We start from the raw sequence: 17,771 nt of genomic DNA on the forward strand, positions 1-17,771 counted from the left end.
TTGCTGATGCAAGGACGCGAAGGCATATTTGATGCTGAGGCGGCACAAGCTGGCGCCGCCGGGACGGCGCCCGGTAACGGTTCGGAGCCGGGCGGGGCCGCGATGATCGAGGAGTGCGCCCGCGCAACGGATGCGCTTTTCGTCTCCGGCAGTCATCACTGTGCCGAGGCACTCTTGACGGTGATCCGTGAGCGTTTCGCCCCGCAGGCGCCCGAGGCGGTGCTCGGGCTTGCCACCGGTCTCGGCGGCGGTTGCGGCGTCGGATGCATCTGCGGTGCGCTTGCCGCGGCGGTACTGGCCCTGGGCCTGGTGCTGCCCGACGACAAGCCCGCTGTTGGCGAGCTCACTCTCCTCATGCACCTGTGGTTCAAGGACACCTACGGCGCCGCGTGTTGCCGAACGCTGCAGCACCGGGAGTCGCCGGGATGCCGGGTAAGTCCGGGAGCGGTCGCAGGCAAGGTCGCCGAGCTGCTGCTGGCCCGGGAACAGGAACGGCCGTTATGAGAAAAGATGCCGTCGATCTGGAGATCCTCGATTTGGGGGTGATGGAATACCACGCCTGCATGATCCTGCAGCAGGACATGGTCCGGGAGAGGGTCGCCGATAACACGCCGGATCGGTTGCTGCTGGTATCCCACCCCGCGGTGGTCTCCATAGGCAAGAGCGGCGGACGGGGCGACCTGCTGGTCGCACCGGAGCAACTCCAGGAACGGCAGATCGGTGTGGCGGGTACCGACCGGGGCGGGAAGACCACCTTTCACGGTCCCGGCCAGTTGGTCGCCTATCCCATCCTGAAGTTGGAACGGCGAGATGTCCACGCCTACGTCCACAACCTCCTCGAGGTCGCCTGCTCACTGCTTGCCGAGTACGGGTTGCGGGGGGAATTGCGTCCCGGTACACCGGGCGTGTGGGTGAACGGAAGAAAGATTGCCAGCATCGGCGTCTCAGTCAGGAAATGGGTGACCTACCACGGTCTGGCACTCAACGTCTCTCCGGAGCTTGCCAACTTCGACCTCATCGTCCCCTGCGGGGAACTGGGACAGCCGGTTACTTCAATGGAAAGGGAACTGGGCCGGCCGCTCGACATGAAGGAAGTGACGCGACGGTTCACTGCCGTTTTCCAGGATCTCTTCGACTACCGCATCAGGGAGACGAGCCGGTATCCCAAGTGGCTGAGGGTGGCGGGCGCGCGCAACGACGACGGCTCAGGGGTTCACTCGCTGGTGCGGGGGCTGGGGCTGGAAACGGTCTGCCAGAGCGCCAAGTGTCCCAATATCGGCGAGTGCTACGGCAGGGGGACGGCGACGTTCCTGATCCTGGGCCGGCACTGCACCCGCAATTGCGGGTTCTGCGCGGTGCCGCACGGAGTTCCCGAGCCCCCGGATGCCTCGGAGCCGGAGCGGGTCGCTACCGCCGTGGCGCGGATGTCGCTGGCGCATGCGGTGATAACCTCGGTAACCCGCGACGACCTGGCCGACGGCGGCGCCCGGCACTATGTCAAGACCATACGCGCCATCGGGCGGCTTTCCCCGCGGACGGCCGTCGAGGTGCTGGTACCCGACTTCAACGGGGACGGCAACTCGGTGGCCGAGGTCTGCCACGCCAAGCCGGAGGTTTTCAACCACAACCTGGAGACCGTCAACCGGCTCTCCCCGCTGGTCCGTCCTCAGGGGGACTATCAAAGGTCGTTGCGGGTGCTGAAGCAGGCGAACCGGTCCGGTCTGGCCACCAAGTCAGGGTTGATGCTCGGCCTGGGCGAAACGGCGCAGGAGGTGAGGGAGGCGTTGGCCGATCTCGTCCAGGCCGGCTGCGATCGACTCACCCTGGGGCAGTATTTGGCGCCCTCCAGCAGTCACTACCCGGTGGTGCGACACGTCCGTCCGGACGAGTTCGGAGAGTGGGCGGAGGTCGCAAGGGAGATGGGATTCAGCAGCGTCGCGTCTGCTCCCCTGGTGCGCAGTTCCTACCATGCGGAACGCTTCTTTCAGGAAAGGCCGCCTGCCGCTGGCAAGGGTTGAGCGGCACATTGGAGGGGGAGCCTGCATTGACCGGCGTTTGCCCTTGCAGCCCCCCCACACACTCTCTCTCATCACTAAAAAAAGGTTTTGATCCCTCCTTGGTCTTCCCTTTGTCCCGCCTGTTCATGTCTCCAATAATCCTCTTCATTAGGAACACTGCAAACGCCGGTACTTGAAAAAAGAACTGAATTTCTGAGTACCTATCGCGATGTCTATAGCGTAGTCAAAACTAAATAAAAAAATGTTTGACAATTCCCGGTCTGTTGCGATATATCATTTTTACCAAGAAATTTTACTAAAAAGTATAAAAACGGAGAGCGCTATGTGCTTCAGACCGGTAACCGTCAAAAAGAGAGAGGTTAAGTGCCCTAAGTGTCAGGAGAATAATCCCATGCCGCTTTCCATTGAATCGGCACTGTCGGAGATCTGGGGTAATGAGGGCGGCAAGGAGATTCTCGAGAAGCACTGTTCCGCCATGACCGGCGACCCCCGCTTCAAGTCCGCGATGAACATGACGCTGAAGCAGGTCAGGCCCATGTCCGGCGGCAAGATTACCCAGGAGATCTACGATCTTGTGGCGAGTGAACTGAACCAACTGCCCAAGCCCGGCTGCAAGAGCTGCGGCGAGACTCTTCCGGCTGCTTAGGCCCCGCTTCGGGCGTCACGGGGGTAGGGGAAATGGAGCTGGTCTTTCTTGGAACAGGTGCAGGTAACGGTGTCCCCGTTTTCTATTGCGGCTGTCCCGTCTGCGAAGAGGCTCAAGGGGATGCTCGTCTGCGCCGGACGCGCAGTGCGGTCGCGGTGGTCGGTGACGCCACTTACCTGATCGATGCTCCACCGGAGCTCTCCGTCCAACTGATGCGCGAGGGTATATGCAGAATCGACGGCCTCTTTCTCACCCATGCCCATCATGACCATTGTGCCGGCCTGGGCGATCTCGAGATCTACGCCCGTTATCATCTCAAGGCGAAGCTGCCGGCGGTGATGACCAAGGAGACTCTGGAGGAATTGGAGAAGTCGCACGGCTCGCTGAAAGATTGGCTGCAGGTGACCCTGGTGGCCCCGGGGGTGACTCTGAAGTACCCCGGGATCGAATTCACGGCGCTGCCGGCTTCACATGCACCCGGCACCTTGGGGTACCTGATAAATACCGCAGGTGTCAGCACGGCATATCTCCCGGATAACGGACCCTTGACGCCGTGGTGCGCCGCACGCCTGCGCGGCGTGGACAACCTGGTGCTCGACGCCACCTTCCACGGGGAAAACTGGTATCCGCAACAGCACCTGGCCGTGCACGAGGCGATACGGATCGGTCGGGAGCTGGCGGTGAAAAGACTCTACCTGACGCATATGTCCATGCACTACAGCGAGCCGGTAACCAGCGCGGCGCTGGAGCAGGAGATCGCAGCATACGACTCGGTTCATCTGGCCTACGACGGGCTGAGACTGGGGATTGGAGGGTAGCAACATGTCGCAACAGACGACACGAGAGATCATCAACGGGATCAGGGGCACGAAGACCGTGCCGGGCGTCTGCATGATATGCCCGTGGCATTGCCCCACCGAGAACTTCGTCAAGGACGGCAGGATAGAATACGTGCGCGGCAACGAGTATGCCGCCAACAGGACCACGAGGTGCGTCAAGGGCATTTCCAGCATACACTCCAGCCGCGATAAAGACCGGCTGCTCTACCCGATGAAGAGAAACAGCGCCGGCGTCCACGAGCGCATCAGCTGGGACCAGGCGCTCACCGAGATCGCCGGGCGTCTGAAGAAGATCAAGGATGAGTTCGGCCCCGAGTCGCTCGTCTCGCTTTTCCACCTCGACTCCAACGAGATGTTCACCCACCAGCTCTTCGGCCACCTCTACGGTTCTCCCAACCTCTCCGGGCACGGCGCCGCCTGCGACCAGGACCGCCGCCTCGCCGCGCTCTCCACCTTCGCGCACCCTCTGCCGGTGAAGGATTACGCCAACAGCAGGTTCGTCATGCTCTGGGGGGCGGACCCCTTCGGGCCCAACGAGGCGCTGCATGAAAACAGGGAACTGCTGGAGGCGATGAAAAGGGGGTGTCGGCTGATCGTGGTGGATCCAAATCGCAGCCGAACCGCCGAAAAAGCCCATATCTGGCTCCCCATCAAGCCGGGCACCGACGGGGCGCTGGCCCTGGCCATAGCGCACCGCATCGTCGAGACCCAAAGCTACGACAAGTCCTTCTGCGACGAGTGGGTGCACGGCCTGGCCGAGTTCTCGGAGCACGTCCTGTCCAACGGCTACACACCGCAATGGGCCGAGGGGATCACCGGTATCGCGAAGGAAACCATAATCGCGGTCGCCGACGAGTTCGCCGCCACCAAACCGGCCCTGATGGACGGCCTCAAGGGGCTCGTCAATTACACGACCGGGCTCGACGCCCTGCGCACCGTCTTCGCCCTCAACGTCATCACCGGCAATATCGACGGTCCCGGCAACCTGATCCTCAAGGAGATGTCTCCGCTCGGATTCCCCTTGGAGATTCCCGAGGAGGAGGCGACCATCCCGGAAAAGCCCCCCATAGCCTATGGCATGGGGTATCCGCTGGCGCCGGACCTTCCGACCCAGCTGCTGCCCAAGGCGGTCCTGGAGGACGATCCCTACCCGGTGAAGGCGCTCTTCTTCCACGTCTGCAACCCGGCCATGAGCGACCCCAATACCCGCCTCTTCGAGAAGATGATGGCGGCGGTTGAGCTGTCGGTCACCGTCGACATCTACATGAGCGAGACGGCCCAGCTCTCGGAATACGTGCTGCCGGAAGCCTCCACCTACGAGCGCGCCGAGGTGCGGGAGAGCATGTGGGCGGGTCCCCAGACGGTCCTTGCGCAGCCGGCCATAGCGCCCCTCGGGGAATCCAGGCCTTACTACGAGATCATCAAGGGGCTCGCCGAGAAGATGGGGTACGGGGCGTACTTCGCCTGGGACAGCTGGGAGGATTGGGCGCGCACCTGCACCGCGTACCTGCCGGTCCCCTACGAAGAGCTGAAGGAGAAAGGGGTCTGGGAAGGGGAGCTGCGCTATCGGAAGTACAACACCGATGGCGTGCCGACCAGCACCGGCAAATTCGAGGTCTATTCCACCATGTTCGAGGAGATGGGCTACCACCCGCTGCCGGTTTTCAACGAGGAACACAGGGTGAAGCCGGACGCGGACTACCCGTTCCAGCTGGTCAACTGCAAGATGCAGTACCACTGCGGCACCCACACCCAGAACAACCCGTACCTGATGGCCATCGTCGGGGAGAACTACGTCGAGATCAACTCTCTCGACGCCGCCCGCCTCGACGTCAGGGAGGGGGACCTGGTCGAGGTGGCTTCGCCCCATGCCCGTGCGACCATCAGGGTCAGGACCAGCGAAGCGGTGCAGCCAGGCGTGGCGCGGGTACCCCATGGCCACGGCTTCGGCCGGCGCTTCGGCAGTATCGCCCGAGGCAGGGGCACCCACATAAACCCGCTGTTCGAGACCAGGGCCAACCCGGTATCGGGCGGCATCAGCTTCAACGAGTGCAAGGTCAAAATCACAAAGGCATAGGTGGCGTCATGTCTCAGTACGGATTCTATTTCGACAAGGAAAAGTGTGTTGGCTGCCGTGCCTGCGAGGTCGCTTGCCAGGTCTGGAACGAAGCCGTGCAGACGGTGAAGTGGCGCAACGTCACCTGCCTCACGCGCGGGACCTACCCCGAGGTTGCCGGGGTCAACGCCTCGCTTGCCTGCATGCACTGCGCGGAATCCCCCTGCAAAAAGGCCTGTCCCCGCACCGCGATCAGCAAGAACGAGGAGACCGGCGCGGTCACCGTCGACCGGACGCGCTGCGTGGGGTGCATGCTCTGCCTCTGGACCTGCCCCTTCGGTGCGCCCCAGATGGGGGAGATGGGGCGCATGGAGAAATGCACCTTCTGCGAGGAGCGCCCGGTCGGCGTCATCAAGAGGGCGTGCGAGGAGATCTGCCCGCAGCAGGCGATCGTCTCCGGCACGATCGAGGAGCTGATTCTTCGCTCCAAACAGGTGGCGGCGGAGCGGCTCTCTTGGGACGCGCGCACCGAGGTCGTCCTGGGGCACGAGGAGGAGTGACATGGACAAGTTCGCCTACTTCTGGTCGCTCATCATCGTAGGGGGCACGGTCTTTCTGATGGGCGCCTACAGGAACGTCTTCCTGAAGCTCTGCTTTATCCGCTGGATCAATCGCAAGATCCGGGAAGAGGGGGGCGCCAAGGTGGAGCGGCTGGAAAACACCCCCATACCCGAGCCGGCCACCATCGTCCGCGAGGCCGTCTTCCAGAAGCGGATTAGGAACAGGTCCGTGTTCCTGTGGCTGCGCCACTGCCTGATTTTTTTCGGCTTCACGGCCATCTTCGCCCTCGACTGCATCTACACCGTCTTCGGTCACTACTTCCACCACTACTTCGACTACACCTACTTCACCAGCGGAGCCGGGCGGGCCTTCCTGAAAGCGGGCATGGAGCTCAGCGGCGCCGTGCTGCTGGTGGGATTGACCGCCGCGTTGGTGCACCGGGTGGTGTACGCCGAAAGGGAGCGGACCCTGGTCAATCTCAATCTGGTCCTGCTCCTTTGGGTGGTGACCCTGACCGGTTTCCTCACCGAGGCCTGCCGCCTGATCGGGGAGCCGGATGATCCGTTTGTTGACTGCTCCTTCGTCGCCGGGCCGCTCGCTTCCGCGCTGCGCGGCATCGATGCACCCTGGCACGCGCTGGCGACCCCCATCTGGATCTTGCACGCCACCGTCACCGTCGCCTTTTTCGCCTATCTCCCCTTCAGCAGGTTCGTCCACATCATCGCCGCCCCGATCGGCAGGAGCATCACCCAGGACGGCAACTACGGACGGCTGAAGAGAGAGCGGGTCACCGAGGGGTTACTGTAGCCATGCCAATCACCAACAAGATGAAAATAGCGTATGCGTCGGTAGTGCTCCTGATCCAGGTGTACCTGGTCTACGCGGCGACCCTCTATGTAACCCCGTGGTCGGCCGGCTTCCTGTGCGTTCTTGTCGCTGCGGCCGCCTCGGCGGCGGGAGCGCTCTACTACATCTTCGTCGTCGCTCGCGACAACGAGATCGTCGCCTATAACCCGCAGACCTTCCTCGAGGAGAGGCGCAGAATCGGATGAAGACACCTCCCGAACAGATAATCAGGGAAACGCAGAGCGTCTGCCCCGTATGCCTGGCCCAATTGCCGGCGGTGATCTACGAGACCCGCGACGGCGAGGTGCACATGTCCAAGGAGTGCCCGGTCCACGGCCCCTGCGACGTCTACCTCTGGCCGGACGCCGAGCGGTATCGCTGGCATGCCGGCATGGGGCTCCCCTCGTTCACCCGCGCCCCGCAGACCGACACCCGGAACGGCTGCCCGCTCGACTGCGGACTGTGCCCCGGGCACGAGCGCAGCATCACCCTCCCCGAGGTGGAGGTGACCTGGCGCTGCAACCTCTCCTGCCCCGTCTGCTTCATGTTCGACGGCGAGGTCCCGGCGGATCCTTCCCTTGAGGAGTTGCAGTCGATGTTCGCGTCGATTGTTGCCATCGATGGGCAAAATCTGCCCATCCAGCTCACCGGGGGAGAGCCGACGGTCCGCGACGACCTGGACGAAGTGATACGGCTCGCCCGCCGCTGCGGCCTGGTTGCCGTGGAGCTAAACACCAACGGCCTGGTGATCGGCCGTGACCGTGACTACCTGCGACGGCTGAAGGATGCCGGCTTGACCGACGTCTATCTCCAGTTGGACGGGCTCGATCCGGAAACGACGGTGCAACTGCGCGGCAGGGACGTCTTCGCCGGGAAGATGCAGGCCATCGAAAATTGCCGCGCCGAGGGGATCCCGGTGGTCCTCTCCGTCGCCGTCGTCAGCGGGGTGAATGACGGAGAACTGGGGGGACTGATCCGCTTCTGCATGGACAACCTAGACGTCGTCAAGGGGCTGGCCCTGCAGCCGGCCTTCCACTCCGGGAGATTCGAGGTGGGAGACGCCGTCAGGCGACTCTCCCTGGCGGACGTGGCGCAGCTCGTGTCCCGGCAGAGCCGCGGCAGGATCGAGCCGGGCGATTTCTGGCCGGTGGCGAGCAGCCACCCCTTGTGCTACGGCTCCACCTTCCTGGTCGGGAAGGGGGAGGACTACCACCCGTTCACCCGCGGCCTCGGGGAAGAGGAGTTCCGCAGCCTGCTGGACCGCAGGAGTCCGCAGGGAGCCGCCTACAGCGACGTCATCGCCGGTCTGACCGGCGAGACCGGCTCCGCCGTCGGGCTCCCCATCCTGATCATGGAATACATGGACGCCTGGACCATGGATCTGGAGCGGGCCCGGGGGTGCAACCTCGCGGTAACCGTGGCCGACGGCAGGGCGATCCCGTTTTGCGTGTACCACCTGACCGACGCCGTCGGCAACAGGCTGCACCCGCACGGGGGAAGGGGGCGTCATGGCCGATGTGCGTAGGGCCAACTGCCAGTTGTGCGGCTATTTCTGCGGGGTGAAGGTCACCACCGACGGGGCCGGACGGATCACCGCGGTGCGCCCCGACCCCGAGCGCTACCCCTACGACCCCGCGGTGATGGCCGGCTGCCGGCGCTTCGCGGCGAACCTGGAGATCCTCAACCACCCGGCGCGCATCAACCATCCCCTGAAGCGCTCTGGCAAACGCGGCAGCGGAAAATGGGAGCGGGTCACCTGGGAGCAGGCGCTGGCCGAAATCACGGGGAGGCTGCAGGAACTGAAAGGTGCCTACGGCGCCGAGACGCTCGCCACCTGCATCAGCGCCCCCCACACCGTCTACTGGCCGATGCACCGCTTCCTGAACCTTTGGGGCTCCCCCAACAACATTGGCATGGGGATCGTCTGCTGGAACCCGAGGATCTGGGTCAACACGCTGACGTGCGGCTGGCCCGTCGACGACGAGCTGCAGCCCGGACTGACCCGGTGCGCCATCATCTGGGGCGTCAACCCCGCCCAGTCGGACCGCTCCGTGTTCTGGAAGAACCTGCACGCCTTCGCCAAGGGGGGAGGCAAGCTGGTGGTCGTAGATCCGCGCCGCACCGAGACGGCGCGGCTGACCGACGACTGGGTGTCGGTCCGGCCGGGAACCGACGGCGCGCTGGCGCTGGCCATGCTGCACGTCATCCTGGCCGAGGGGCTTGAGGACCGCGACTTCGTACGCGACTGGTGCTCCGGCTTCGATGCCTTGGCGCAGCGGGTGCGGCAATACCCTCCCGAATGGGCCGCGTCGATATGCGGTGTACCGGCGGCCGAGATCCGGCGCATCGCGCGGCTTTACGCCGGGTCGAAACCCGCATCGATCTACACCGGGCTGGGCATCGACCAGAGCGGGCTGAACTGCACGCAAACCCTGAGGACCATCGCCATCCTGCGGGCCGTCACCGGCAACATCGATCTGCCCGGCGCCTCGCTTATGAACGACGGCTCCGACTTCGTTTCCGAAGTGGAGTTGGAGCTGAACCACCTGATGCCCGAGGAGCAAAAGCGCAAGAAACTGGGCGCCGGACTCTTTCCGCTGCAGCGGCACGAGGGGTACCGGAAGATGCTCGAATCGACCATGCGCCACGGCAAGCAGTTGCCGGCACGGTACATGACCTCGGCCCACCCCGGCCTCGCTTGGCAGGCGATGATCAGCGGCGATCCCTACCCGATCCGCGCGCTGATCTGCATGGCGAGCAACCCGATGCTGTGCCAGGCCGACACCAGGAAGGTGCATCGGGCGCTTTCCGGCCTCGACCTGCTGGTCACGCTGGAGAAGTTCCTGACTCCCACGGCGATGCTGGCCGATTACGTCCTGCCGGTGACCGGCGGCTTCGAGCAGCCGGTGGTCCAGATGAACGGCGGGGTGGCCAACATCCTTTACGGCGGCGAAGCGGCGATCAGGCCGCTTTATGAGCGCCGCACCGACTTCGAATTCTGGATGGAGCTGGGCAAGCGCTTGGGACAACAGCGGTACTGGCCCTGGGAAACCCTGTCGCACGCCATGGACGATATCCTGTCTCCCACCGGGCTCACCTGGGGCGAGTTCTGCGAAACCGGCCTCTATGCACCGGAGCCGGCGTACCTGAAATACCTGGAATCCGGTTTCGCGACTCCCAGCGGCAAGGTGGAGCTCTATTCCTCGCTGCTGGCCGAGGCGGGACACGATCCGCTCCCTTCTTTCCGGATCACCCCCGATCCCGGCGACGCGGGGGAATTGCAGTTGATCACCGGGGTGCGCAGGCAGCCTTATTACTCCTCCGAGTTTCGCCAGGTGGAGAGTCTGCGCCGGCGGCGCCCGGAGCCTCTCGCCGAGATGGCCGCCGAAACCGCCGCTTCGCTTGAGTTGAACGACGGCGATCTCGTCTGGATCCAGACCGCGAAGGGGCGCATCCGTCACCGTCTGCGCATAAAGGAGATGTACCCCGGCACGGTAAGCGTCGAGCTGGGGTGGTGGTTCCCGGAACGGGCGGCAGCGGAACCGGAGCTGGGCGGGGTTTGGGAGGCCAACGCCAACGTGCTCACCTCCGCCGACGTCGACCACTGCGACCCTATTCTCGGCCAGTGGAGCTTCCGCGGCATCCCCTGCCGGGTCTACCGGGCCCTGGACCTGGAGAGAACCGAGGTGCGCCAGGCCGGAGCGCAGGATTGGGCGGGGGTAATGGAACTCCTTGCGGCCAGCGACATGGACTGCTCCGCGGTTCCAGTCGAGGAGTTTTTCGTTCTTGTGCAGGGGCTGGAAATCCTGGCGGCGGTGCGCCTGGAGGAAGGTAGCGACTCCGTCATGATACGCCCCATCGTCGTCGCCGACGGCTATCGCGGCCAGGGGGGCGGGCGGCATCTGCTGGAGCGGGTCCTCCCCCGGCACACGGCGACCCTTCTGGTGGCGCGGGGCGGGGCGGTGGATTTCTACACGAGGCTCGGCTTCACGAGAACTTCCTGGAACGGTATCCCCTCGCATCAGGTGGAGGAGTGCAAGGTTTGTCCGGACAGGCAGGCTTGCTCGCCGCTTCCGCTGGTGCGGTACCCGGTTGCGGCCCCCTCCGAGGGGCAATCCCCGGCCCCTTACCGTACCGGCCGCGATCCGGGAGCGTCGTCCGAAGAGCCCGGCGCCGCGCGGGGGGGCGCATGCGGTTGAAAGAAGGAGATCGCCTGAGGATAAGCGACATGGGCCGGATACTCGGCATCAGCACCAGAGCCATCAGGCTGTACGAGGAGCTGGGACTGGTGGCACCACCCAAGCGGACCGAGGGACGGATCAGGTACTACGAGAAGAGTGACGAAAGGCGCTTCAAGTTCGTGCTGAAGCTGAAGGCACTTGGACTTTCGTTGGAGGAGATGAAGGAACTGGCGGACCTCTGCAGACACGAACGGTTCCCGGCGCAGCCCGCACCGCGTCTTTTGGAAGTGCTGGACGGCCACCTGGCCGGGATCCGGGACCGGGTAGAGAAGCTCAAGTCGCTGGAAACCGACATCTGCGATTTTCGCAAGCAGGTGGGGGGCGATCATGGGGAGTGCACGCTGGTACAAAGGAGAAAGTTATGAAGAAAAACGCCCTGCTGTTGTTCACCAAGTATCCCCAACCCGGGGTGACCAAAACCCGGCTCATCGAGGAGAACGGCGGCGCCCTGACGCCGGAACAGGCCGCCGAACTTTACCGGGCGATGGTCCTGGACACCGCCGAAGTCGGACTGCATGCCCTGGAGCGGTGCCGCGGATCCCGTAACGCCGCCTACGACCTCTACGTGTCGTCTTCCCCCGAGGAGGATCTCCCCAAGGTCGAGGCCATGTTTCGCTCCGCCTTCCCCCGCGCCGAGATCGGCTGCATCTGCGACAGGGGGAGTAATTTCGACGAGCATTTCAACGACAGCTATCGGCAGCTGTTCGCCAAAGGGTACGACTCGGTGATCTGCATCGGCGGGGATCTCCCCTGCATAACGCCCGACCTGATCGTCCGCTCCTTCGACTGGCTCACGGCCAACGATGCCGCCTCTTCGACCGGGGCCATGGTGTTGGCGCCGTGTCAGGCCGCCGGCGTTTCCCTGGTCGGCGTCACCAGGAGCGCCGGAGTCGACTTCACCGGTGTCTTTTACAATACCGCCGGTGTTTCCGCACTCGACGCCCTGATACAGATCGCGCAGGGGAGGGAAATCCCCACCGCGCTGTACGAGGCCCTGTTCGACGTCGACTACATGGAGGATCTGGCCCACATCATGGCGGTGATCAACGCGACGGCCTACACGGCGCAGCACCAGCCGGAGATCAAGGTTCCCGAAAGGACCAGCACGCTGATCGCGCAACTGGGATTGGTGACCAGCACCCCCCCCAACACCTCCCACGACCCAAGGAGCAGGATCGATGGTTGATATCGATTTCGACCTGGAAAGATGCAGTCGCTGCGGCCTTTGCGCCGAGCTCTGTCCCAAGGAGGTCTTCTCCTTCGAGGCCGGAGCGGTACCGGGCGTGGTCCGTGCCGAGGAGTGCTGCGCCTGCATGACCTGCTCCGGTAAGTGCCCGAGCGGCGCCTTAACCGTCTCCGAGCGGGAGCCGGCGCACCGGTACCTCGACGGCGGTAACGAGAGCGCCTTCGTGCCGCTCTCCGAGGCAGAGGTGGCGCAGTACGTTTCCCTGTCGGAGACCCTCGAGGAAATCCTCATGCTGCGCTCGAAGCCGGTGGCCATCACCCTGATCCGCGCGGGGGAGCCGCTGCCGCATCTGCCCGTCCCCCGGCACAGCCTGCGCTACTGCCAGGCGCTCATAATGGCCAGGCGCGGCATCACGACGCTCATGCCGGCTGAGTCCCACTCCTGTCCGGACGGCGCGTCCATACTCGGCCTGGGCAAGGTGCCGCGCAAGCTGGCGACGGGGGAGATCTACGTGCAGTTGGGTAAGCTCGCCACGAAAGAGGTGGCGCGGCAGATGGTGGCAGAAAGACCCGCCCTGCCGGAGGGCTCCATGCGGGCCACTCTTTTGACCCCGCTGGCCAAACCGGTTATGACCCCCGACGTGGTGGCGGTGATTGCGCCTCCCGAGACCGTCATGTGGCTGTGCATGGCCTCGACCTACTTCACCGGGAAGAGGTCGAGCTTTCAGATGAGCTCGTACAACGCCCAGTGCGTCGAGACCACCCTGTATCCGTACACCACGGGGGAGATGAACACCTCGCTCGGCTGTTACGGCTGCCGCGCCATCTCGGATCTGGGGGAGGAGATGATGTTCATCGGCATCCCCCTGAAAATGATGCCGACCTTGATCGAGGGGCTGCGCCATCTGGGCAAGAAGGCGATCAGGGATTGCCGCGCCAAGGTCTACCTGCCGCCGCTTGTCTGACTCGACGGGGGCTCTGCTGCGAATCCCGGTGCAATGTGAGGTGACACGTGAAACTCGCGGAGATACTGGCAGGAAAAAAGTTGGCGGCACGCTCCAAGGTCTGGCTTGAGCTCGACGGCCACCCTTTCTTCGGCGAGGGGCGCTACATGGTGCTCAGAACCATCGAGCGCCAAGGGTCGCTGGCCAGGGCTTCCGAGGAGACCGGCATCCCGTACCGCAGGATGAGGGGCGCGATCTATGCGATGGAGCGGGCCATCGGGGTTCCGCTGGTGGTGAGATCGCGCGGAGGGGCATCGGGAGGGGGCGCCGCGCTGAGCGAGGCGGCGCGCGAGCTGATGCGGCTGTTCGAAAAACAGGAAGAAGGGATCCGGGAGAGGGTGAACCAACTGCACCGCCTGGCTTTCGGAGAGCAGGGTTGACCACGGGTCGGCAAGGGAGTCTGTCATGATCAGTATCTATGAAGCACAACAAGTCATCTTGCAACATGTGGCCCCGCTTCCCCGGGAGGAGATCGATCTGCTGCAGGGGCTGGGCAGGATCATCGCCGAGGACGTCGCGGCACCCTGGGACGTCCCCACCGCCGATAATTCCGCGATGGACGGCTACGCCTTTTCCCACGAGTCGCTCCAGAGCAACCGCCTGAAGGTGACCGGCTTTCTCCCGGCGGGGATGAAAAGAAGCACCCCGGTCCTGGCTGGAGAAGCCATTAAGATCATGACCGGCGCCCCCATCCCGTCCGGATGCGACACCGTCGTACCTATCGAGGAGGTCGTCGATTTGGGCGATGAGATCAGGCTGCAGGGGGACGTCAAGCCGGGCGCCCACGTCAGAAGGAGGGGAGACACCATCCGGGAGGGGGAAGTGGTGATCGCCGCCGGAACCACGCTGCACGCGTCGCAAAGCGGGCTGCTGGCCTCGCTGGGGCGCACCCGGGTCGCCACCTATGGCAGGCCCAGGGTCGCCGTCATCGCCACCGGCGACGAACTGGTCGAGGCCGGCTCCGTGCCGGAGGGGGCCGCGGTGGTCAACAGCAACAGCCACAGCATCGCCATGCAGATCCTGGAAGCCGGAGCCGAGCCGGTCGTCCTTGGCATCGCCAGGGACACCAGGGAGGCGACCCGCGAGATGCTGCTGCGCGGCCTCGAGGCCGACGTCGTCATCACCAGCGGCGGTGTTTCGGTGGGCGATTGCGACTACGTCAAGGAGGTGGTCGAGGAACTGTCGGGAGAGCTCCTGTTCTGGAAGGTGAACATCAAGCCGGGCAAGCCGACCGCCTTCGGGATGTTGCGCGGCAAGCCGTTCTTCGGACTCCCCGGCAACCCGGTCGCCACTATGATCGCCTTCGAGCAGTTCGTCCGTCCCGCCCTGCTGAAAATGATGGGACATGTCTCCCTGTTCAGGCCTGTGGTCAGGGCCACCGTGACTGAAGGGTTTCGTAACGACGGCGAGCGCCCGCACCTGGTGCTTTGCCGGCTCGCCGCGCAGGAGGGGCGGCACGTCGCCTCGATCAGCAGGGCCCAGGGCTCGTCCAACCTCCTCACCATGGCGCGGGCCAACGGGGTGATCGAGGTCGCCCCGGGTGGCTGCCTCGTGCCGGAGACGGAGATCGAGGTGACGCTGCTGACCGGCCGCGTCTAGAGAGGTTTTATGCTGATCGATACTTTTGGCAGGAGGATCAACTACCTGCGTCTCTCCATCACCGACCGCTGCAACCTGCGCTGCTCGTATTGCATGCCGGCGCATGGCATCGAGGGGAAGCGCCCGGCTCGCGACGTGCTGAGCTACGAGGAACTCCGGGAAATCACGCAGGCGGCGGTGGAAATCGGCGTCGAAAAGGTGCGCATCACCGGCGGAGAGCCCCTGGTCAGGAAAGGGGTGGTCCCTTTTCTCGCCGGGCTGAGCGCCATTGCCGGCCTCAAGAAGCTCGTCCTCACCACCAACGGCATGATGCTTGAGGAAATGGCCCGGGACCTGAAACTGGCGGGCGTGGAGAGCATCAACATCAGCCTGGACTCGATGCGGCCGGAGGTTTTCAGGAAGATCACCAGGGTCGGCGAGCTGAGCAGGGTGCTGGCGGGGGTCGAGGCGGCCGAGCGCGTCTTCCGCCACGTTAAGATCAACGTGGTGGTGATGAGAGGCGTCAATGACGAGGAGGTGCTGGATTTCGCCGCCCTGACGCTGGATAAGCCGATCAACGTCAGGTTCATCGAGTACATGCCCACCACCAGGGAATCCGGCTGGCGCAGCCTGATGGTGAGCGGGGGCGAGATCCTGACCAGGCTCTCGCACCGCTTCCGGATCGAGAAAGAGGTCAGGGACTCCCTGGAGGGGCCGGCGGTCAACTACCGGATCAAGGGGGCTGCGGGCAAGGTGGGTTTCATCACCCCGATCTCCCAGCACTTCTGCCAGAGCTGCAACCGCCTGCGGGTCACGTCGTCCGGCATGGTCAAGAGCTGTCTGTTCGAAGAGCAAACCGTGAACCTGAAGCCGTACCTGGCGGCCGGGGACCAGGCCGGCCTCAGGGAAGCCCTGGCGGGAGTCGCGCGCAGCAAACCGTCACAGCACGCCTTCCTGGTCCCGGGCAGCGCCGACAGCCAACGCTTCAGCATGTCGCAGATAGGCGGCTGAGACGGTCATGGGGAAGGGGCCTGCAGGCGGGTAGCGGCGAGGTAGCGTGTATGGCGACGCAGCAGCGCGTCGGGGCGGATGCAGGTGGCAAGATTACCCGAGAGCAGGTTTCTGCCGGGAAAGGAGGCATCAGATGACGGGACGAGTGAGAGCCGTCTGTACGAGCCGCAACAAGGGGGAGCGTAAGACGCCGGTTCCCTCCGTGGAGGTCGTCGAGGACCACGGGATCGAGGGGGATGCCCACGCCGGAGTATGGCATCGGCAGGTGAGCCTGCTGGCCATGGAAAGCATTGAGAAGATGCGGAAACTGGGGCTATCGGTCGACACCGGTGATTTCGCCGAAAACATCACGACCAGCGGCATCGAGTTGCCGACGCTGCCCATCGGAACCCGGCTGAAGGTCGGGGAAACGGTACTGGAAGTGACCCAGATCGGCAAGGAGTGCCACACCCGCTGCGCCATCTACCATCAGGCCGGCGACTGCGTCATGCCCAAGGAGGGGATCTTCGCCAGGGTCGTGTCGGGCGGGCGTATCAGCGCCGGTGATGTGGTGGAAATCATGGGAGGTGCGTTATGAGCCGATTTCATTTCACCCTGCAGGAGTTTTCCGGGGCTCTGGCGGACCTCGGGGTAATGGTGCCGCTGGTCATTCTGCTGATCGTCAAGAACGGCATGAACCCGACCGCCATCCTGGTCGTGGCCGGTCTGCTCTACATCGTCAGTGGCGTCGTCTTCCGGGTTCCGGTTCCCGTTCAGCCTTTGAAGGCGGTCTCCATCATCGCCATCGCCTCCGGACTGGCGCCCAGCGTCATCGCGGCAGCCGGCATCATCATGGGAGGCATTTTGCTGCTCTTCTCGGTGACCGGCGTCTCGGCCATGCTGTCCAGGATTTTCTCCCGGGCCATCGTCCGGGGGATCCAACTGGGAGTCGGCGTGCTCCTGGTGGCCAACGGCGTCAAGATGATCGTCGACCCCAAGTTCCTGCGCGGAGGTGAGACCGCGGTTGTGCGCCTGGCCGGACTGGACGTGCCGATGGGGGTCCTCTTCGCCATAGCAGGCGCAGCCGTAGTGATCATTTTCTCCTCCAGTCGCCGGCTCCCGGCCGCCCTCGCGCTGATGTTATTCGGGATAGCATCGGGTCTGTACTTCGGCTCCTACACGGCCTTGCACAAGGTAGTCCTGGCGCCCACGCCGATCACCCTGGCATTCCCGACCGCGGAGGATTTCACCAAGGCCTTCTTTCTCCTTGTGCTGCCGCAGCTTCCGCTCACCTTCGGCAACTCGATCGTCGCCACCGCCGACACCGCCAGGGCCTATTTCGGCGCCCGTGCCTGCGGGCTCACTCCGGGACGGCTTTCCTTGTCGCTCGGGGTTACCAACCTCATTGCCGGCGTGGTGGGAGCGGCTCCGCTTTGCCACGGGGCTGGAGGGATGTCCGCTCATTACCGGTTCGGAGCACGCAGCGGCGCCATGGGGGTGATGCTCGGCGGCTGTCTGGTGCTAATCGGCGCCCTGTTCGGCAGGTCTGCGCCCGACCTGTTCGTGCTGCTCCCCCCCTCGATACTGGGCGTCATGCTGGTGTTCATCGGGGTGGAACACGCCATGCTCATGCAGGACGTCGTCGATTCGCGCAAGGATCTTTTTATCACCCTGGCCATCGGGACCATCGCGGGCACCACCGCCAACATCTTCGCGGCGACGGCGATCGGCTTCTTTCTCGTCATCCTGTTCAAGGCCGCCTCTGCCGGCGGAGCCTACACCGAATCGGCGACCTGAACGCGCGCGC

At 64.2% G+C, this 17,771-nt stretch carries 18 protein-coding genes and 1 pseudogene; all 19 read left to right on the forward strand.

Going from position 1 to position 17,771, the window contains the following annotated elements; genetic code table 11:
- The first annotated feature begins 6 nt into the window (after positions 1 to 6).
- The 19 genes and pseudogenes from KOL99_RS13025 to KOL99_RS13110 all read left to right on the forward strand — a co-directional run bounded on the left by KOL99_RS13025 (position 7) and on the right by KOL99_RS13110 (position 17,761).
- Positions 7 to 504 carry a C-GCAxxG-C-C family (seleno)protein gene (locus KOL99_RS13025; RefSeq protein ID WP_216510882.1) on the forward strand — a complete coding sequence of 166 codons (498 nt, stop codon included), beginning with the start codon at positions 7 to 9 and terminating at the stop codon, positions 502 to 504.
- A 41-nt stretch (positions 505 to 545) separates the two neighbouring features.
- Positions 546 to 1,121 (forward strand): annotated as a pseudogene (gene lipB / locus KOL99_RS22040) (lipoyl(octanoyl) transferase LipB); the annotation flags it as partial.
- Complete coding sequence (lipA, locus tag KOL99_RS22045) at positions 1,095 to 2,018, forward strand: lipoyl synthase (protein ID WP_456237512.1); 924 nt, start codon at positions 1,095 to 1,097, stop codon at positions 2,016 to 2,018. The pseudogene lipB and the gene lipA, both read left to right, overlap by 27 nt.
- A 391-nt stretch (positions 2,019 to 2,409) precedes the next feature.
- Positions 2,410 to 2,664, forward strand: a complete 255-nt coding sequence (locus KOL99_RS13035) for a hypothetical protein (protein ID WP_216510884.1) — start codon at positions 2,410 to 2,412, stop codon at positions 2,662 to 2,664.
- A 32-nt stretch (positions 2,665 to 2,696) separates the two neighbouring features.
- The gene (locus tag KOL99_RS13040; protein WP_216510885.1) at positions 2,697 to 3,482 is read left to right on the forward strand and encodes an MBL fold metallo-hydrolase; all 786 of its coding nucleotides are present in this window, start codon (positions 2,697 to 2,699) and stop codon (positions 3,480 to 3,482) included.
- Positions 3,483 to 3,486: 4 nt separating this feature from the next.
- Entirely contained in the window at positions 3,487 to 5,580 is a 2,094-nt protein-coding gene (locus tag KOL99_RS13045; protein WP_216510886.1) for a molybdopterin-containing oxidoreductase family protein, read from the forward strand.
- 8 nt (positions 5,581 to 5,588) lie between these two features.
- On the forward strand, positions 5,589 to 6,119 hold the full coding sequence (locus tag KOL99_RS13050; RefSeq protein WP_216510887.1) for a 4Fe-4S dicluster domain-containing protein: 531 nt from the start codon (positions 5,589 to 5,591) through the stop codon (positions 6,117 to 6,119).
- Position 6,120: 1 nt separating this feature from the next.
- The gene (locus KOL99_RS13055; protein ID WP_216510888.1) at positions 6,121 to 6,927 is read left to right on the forward strand and encodes a respiratory nitrate reductase subunit gamma; all 807 of its coding nucleotides are present in this window, start codon (positions 6,121 to 6,123) and stop codon (positions 6,925 to 6,927) included.
- 2 nt (positions 6,928 to 6,929) lie between these two features.
- A complete protein-coding gene (locus tag KOL99_RS13060) occupies positions 6,930 to 7,172 on the forward strand; it encodes a hypothetical protein (protein ID WP_216510889.1) in 243 nt (80 codons plus the stop codon).
- Positions 7,169 to 8,491 carry a radical SAM protein gene (locus KOL99_RS13065; RefSeq protein ID WP_216510890.1) on the forward strand — a complete coding sequence of 441 codons (1,323 nt, stop codon included), beginning with the start codon at positions 7,169 to 7,171 and terminating at the stop codon, positions 8,489 to 8,491. The genes KOL99_RS13060 and KOL99_RS13065 overlap by 4 nt, the downstream gene beginning before the upstream one ends.
- Entirely contained in the window at positions 8,475 to 11,165 is a 2,691-nt protein-coding gene (locus KOL99_RS13070) for a GNAT family N-acetyltransferase (protein ID WP_216510891.1), read from the forward strand. Before KOL99_RS13065 ends, KOL99_RS13070 begins: the two co-directional genes overlap by 17 nt.
- Positions 11,166 to 11,194: 29 nt before the next feature.
- Positions 11,195 to 11,572 (forward strand): helix-turn-helix domain-containing protein, encoded by a 378-nt coding sequence (locus KOL99_RS13075; protein WP_236026086.1) that lies wholly within the window; start codon positions 11,195 to 11,197, stop codon positions 11,570 to 11,572.
- Entirely contained in the window at positions 11,569 to 12,393 is an 825-nt protein-coding gene (locus tag KOL99_RS13080; RefSeq protein ID WP_216510893.1) for a TIGR04282 family arsenosugar biosynthesis glycosyltransferase, read from the forward strand. Before KOL99_RS13075 ends, KOL99_RS13080 begins: the two co-directional genes overlap by 4 nt.
- Positions 12,386 to 13,357, forward strand: a complete 972-nt coding sequence (locus KOL99_RS13085) for a DUF169 domain-containing protein (RefSeq protein ID WP_216510894.1) — start codon at positions 12,386 to 12,388, stop codon at positions 13,355 to 13,357. The genes KOL99_RS13080 and KOL99_RS13085 overlap by 8 nt, the downstream gene beginning before the upstream one ends.
- A 47-nt stretch (positions 13,358 to 13,404) precedes the next feature.
- Positions 13,405 to 13,776, forward strand: coding sequence for a winged helix-turn-helix domain-containing protein (locus KOL99_RS13090; protein WP_216510895.1), 372 nt, complete (start codon positions 13,405 to 13,407; stop codon positions 13,774 to 13,776).
- Positions 13,777 to 13,801: 25 nt separating this feature from the next.
- Complete coding sequence (locus tag KOL99_RS13095; RefSeq protein WP_216510896.1) at positions 13,802 to 14,995, forward strand: molybdopterin molybdotransferase MoeA; 1,194 nt, start codon at positions 13,802 to 13,804, stop codon at positions 14,993 to 14,995.
- 9 nt (positions 14,996 to 15,004) lie between these two features.
- Positions 15,005 to 15,985, forward strand: a complete 981-nt coding sequence (moaA, locus tag KOL99_RS13100) for a GTP 3',8-cyclase MoaA (RefSeq protein WP_216510897.1) — start codon at positions 15,005 to 15,007, stop codon at positions 15,983 to 15,985.
- Positions 15,986 to 16,118: 133 nt separating this feature from the next.
- Positions 16,119 to 16,562 carry an MOSC domain-containing protein gene (locus KOL99_RS13105; protein ID WP_216510898.1) on the forward strand — a complete coding sequence of 148 codons (444 nt, stop codon included), beginning with the start codon at positions 16,119 to 16,121 and terminating at the stop codon, positions 16,560 to 16,562.
- Positions 16,559 to 17,761: a putative sulfate/molybdate transporter gene (locus KOL99_RS13110; protein WP_216510899.1), complete on the forward strand. Its 1,203-nt coding sequence runs from the start codon at positions 16,559 to 16,561 to the stop codon at positions 17,759 to 17,761. Before KOL99_RS13105 ends, KOL99_RS13110 begins: the two co-directional genes overlap by 4 nt.
- Positions 17,762 to 17,771: the final 10 nt, after the last annotated feature.

Source organism: Geomonas azotofigens (genome assembly GCF_018919395.1).
Classification (GTDB): Bacteria; Desulfobacterota; Desulfuromonadia; order Geobacterales; family Geobacteraceae; genus Geomonas; species Geomonas azotofigens.